Origin of the sequence: Aeromonas sp. Y311-2, from assembly GCF_027706025.1 — a bacterium.
GTDB classification, from domain to species: domain Bacteria; phylum Pseudomonadota; class Gammaproteobacteria; order Enterobacterales; family Aeromonadaceae; genus Aeromonas; species Aeromonas veronii.
Window position 1 is genome coordinate 1 of sequence record NZ_JAPDCL010000059.1, and the last position, 3,005, is coordinate 3,005.

Genomic DNA, 3,005 nt, shown 5'->3' on the forward strand with positions numbered 1-3,005 from the left:
TACCTGAAGCAACACCGCTTATATACCCGCACACTTGGAATTATTTGAGTCTCTAAAAATGAGGGGATCTCTGAGGGCAGCAGCCCATCACTGGTGAATAGGCACCGGATGGCTATGTTAAGCCAATCGAATCTGGTCTCACCAGTCAAAAAGTGACGTAACTATCAGAAAAATCGCCTTTTTTGCGCTGGCTCAACAAATCGCACTAACCGGGCACTGGATTCCCATGGCCCTTGATTTTATTGGAGTTGGCGGGCGTGGCGGGAAAGTTGGGGGCAGACTTGCCGTCGGGGAAGGGTTGGCTGGGGACCATCCCGCTCAGCCAATCGGCGCTATAGTGCGGGCGATGGTTGCCCTTTGCTCCGCTCCCAAGCTGGCGAGGCGGGGGATCTGCGGCAACAATCAGATGTTGCAATCACAGCCATTTGCAACACATCGTCATGCAAATATGACCATGCAAACACATCACCAGATAGAGAGGAGATCACCCATGAAGCGTACCATCCTGTTCGGCCTGCTCTGCGGCAGCGTGCTGCTGGCCAACCCGGTCTTTGCCAACGACGCAGCCCAGTTGCAGTGCGAGGCGCAGGCCGCAGCCAAAAAGCTTAACGGCGCCGCCAAGACCAGCTTTGTCGGCAAGTGCGTGAAAGATGCCACTGGCGCCGCGAGCGGTGAGTGCGAGAAGGCGGCCGCCGACAAGAAGCTGGCCGGTGTGGCCAAGAACAGCTTTATCCAGAAGTGCGTGAAGACGGGCGCGGCGGTGGATCCGGCGGCCAAGTGCGAGAAGGCGGCAGCCGACAAGAAGCTGGCTGGCGCGGCCAAGAACAGCTTTGTCCAGAAGTGCGTGAAGGATAGCGCCGCCAAGTAAGGCATTTTCTCATCCGGTGTGTTTGCGGGGGGCCATCAGGCCCCCCGCGCTTTTTGGGACGCACTGATGGCGCAACGCACAAGCATTGTATCGGGGCAGCAATAGCGACACTATTGACTCCTTTTATGGGTTCCGCAGAGGCGCAGCCATGACCTGTCGTGACCGGACGAGGCGTTGGCTAGCCCCATTTGTGCGGGATTACGCGGGATAAAAGGGAGCAAAGCAGGATGATGGAAGGGATGGAATGGCGCTGGCTCAATGAGCCCGCCGAATGGCACCAGACAGATGACGGTTTGCTGGTGGTAACGGACTAGCAGACCGATTTTTGGCGCAGCACCTGGTTTGACATCCTCCCCCACCTTCGCGCTTCGCGTCTCAGGAGGGGGATTCCCATTACTGGGTGATAGCTGCTCTCGCAGTACCGGGTTCCTGCTTCATCGGGCGGCCTGTTTGCACCGCTCCTCCACAGGCTAAAACGGCGTGTCCCGCCGCTAAAATATTGCGAGCGCCGTTCACATCGGCGTTCGCCTCATACCCACACGCAACGCATTTAAACTGGCTTTGCGTCTGGCGGTTATCCTTCGCAGTGTGCCCACAACAGGCGCATTTCTGGCTGGTGTAGGCCGGATTAATCGCCAGCACCTGACCGCCTCGCCATGCCTGCTTGTATTCGAGCTGGCGGCGCAGCTCAAACCAGCCCTGATCCAATATCGAACGATTCAGCCCTGATTTTGCCCGGACGTTGCGCCCCGGCTGGCTTGTCGTGCCCGCTGCTGATTTTGACATGTTGGAAACCTTCAAATCCTCAATAACAATCATCGCGTGGTTTTTGCTGATTGTCGTGGTGACCTTGTGAAGGTAATCGCGGCGGGTATTGGAGATATGTGAGTGCAGCCGCTGGATCTTGGCTTTTTGCTTCTTCCAGTTACTGCTGAACTTTACTTTTTTGCTCAACTGGCGTTGGAGCCTTGCCAGCTTGGCCTGATTGGTTTTGAAGCTGTTGACGGGCTCAAACACCGTACCATCTGACAGGGTTGCGAGCTTGGCGATACCCGCATCCAGCCCGACCATTGAGCCGGACGGGTGAACTGGCTCGGGGTGCTCCTGCTCGACCTGAAAGGAGATATACCAGTGCCCGGCGGCTTGGCTGACAGTGGCGTTTTTAATCTTCCCTTCAACTAGCTGGGACTGGCGGAACTTGACCCAAGCCAGCCCGGCTGGCAGCTTCACTCGCCCTTTTTCAAGGCGGCAATACTTGTCGAAGTTGACAAATCTGATTGAGTCTCTGTTGTCGCTTTTCTTCTTGAAAACAGGAGCCTTGGCGGCGAGTTTCTTATCAAAACAGCGCATCCACGCGCCGTGCAAATCCTTGAGTTTCTGCTGGAGGTTGTCGGTGTATGCCTCAACCAGAAAGGCCATTTCCGGGTCTTTCTTCCAACTGGTGAGCATCCGGTTCAGCTCAAAAGCAGAAGGCAGTTTTTCGCCAGCATCAAGAAGGCGTTTGGTTTCTGCCAGCCCGTGATTCCAGACATAACGAGCACATCCGCCCAACTGGCGCAGGCGTTGTGCTTGTTGTTCAGTCGGATCAAGTCGGAATTTGTAGGCTTTAAGAATTTGCATTCAATACTCAGTATGTAGCAATATTTCTTCGCATCATTACACCGAACAGAGTCATTGAATGCAAGTCATAAACATCAATAAGTCACGCTATGCCGCTTATCTCCTCCATGTTCACTTGGTGTTTGTGACCAAGTATCGAAAAAAGATATTGGGCGATTTACACCTTGCCGCATTCAATCAGTATGCCACTGTGGTTTGTAACGACTTTGGCGCGGAACTGAAAGAGTGTGACGGAGAGGCTGATCATGTTCACATGCTGATAGAGTACGGCCCAACAGTACAGCTATCGGTACTGGTGAACTCGTTGAAGGCAGTCACATCAAGGCGACTGCGCAATGAATTCCTGGACTTAAGAGGTGCTTACAGTAAGCCCGAGCTCTGGTCACGCTCCTACTTTGCTGGCTCTTGCGGCGGTGCGCCGTTGGAGGTGATCAAGCAATACATTCAAAACCAGCGGGGCTGACGCCCCGGCGAAATTCCCCTCCCACCTACGTCGGAGGGAGTCCCCTTTCGCATT

At 54.7% G+C, this 3,005-nt stretch carries 3 protein-coding genes; 2 read left to right on the top strand and 1 reads right to left on the bottom strand.

Annotated elements, in window-relative coordinates; translation table 11 throughout:
- Positions 1–490: 490 nt before the first annotated feature.
- Positions 491–868, top strand: coding sequence for a hypothetical protein (locus OKC42_RS22550; protein ID WP_064341425.1), 378 nt, complete (start codon positions 491–493; stop codon positions 866–868).
- Between the two features lie 393 nt (positions 869–1,261).
- On the opposite strand, the gene OKC42_RS22555 is transcribed toward OKC42_RS22550, so the two are convergent.
- Positions 1,262–2,488, bottom strand: a complete 1,227-nt coding sequence (locus OKC42_RS22555) for an RNA-guided endonuclease InsQ/TnpB family protein (RefSeq protein WP_270820932.1) — start codon at positions 2,486–2,488, stop codon at positions 1,262–1,264.
- Positions 2,489–2,546: 58 nt separating this feature from the next.
- Between OKC42_RS22555 and tnpA the strand changes: the two genes are divergently transcribed.
- Positions 2,547–2,951, top strand: coding sequence for an IS200/IS605 family transposase (tnpA, locus tag OKC42_RS22560; RefSeq protein WP_064341427.1), 405 nt, complete (start codon positions 2,547–2,549; stop codon positions 2,949–2,951).
- Positions 2,952–3,005: the final 54 nt, after the last annotated feature.

What these genes read in the sequence shown, in the direction of transcription:
- OKC42_RS22550 (WP_064341425.1), top strand. Translation starts at nt 491, where the DNA reads ATGAAGCGTACCATCCTGTTCGGCCTGCTCTGCGGCAGCGTGCTGCTG.
- OKC42_RS22555 (WP_270820932.1), bottom strand. Translation starts at nt 2,488, where the DNA reads ATGCAAATTCTTAAAGCCTACAAATTCCGACTTGATCCGACTGAACAA.
- tnpA (WP_064341427.1), top strand. Translation starts at nt 2,547, where the DNA reads ATGCAAGTCATAAACATCAATAAGTCACGCTATGCCGCTTATCTCCTC.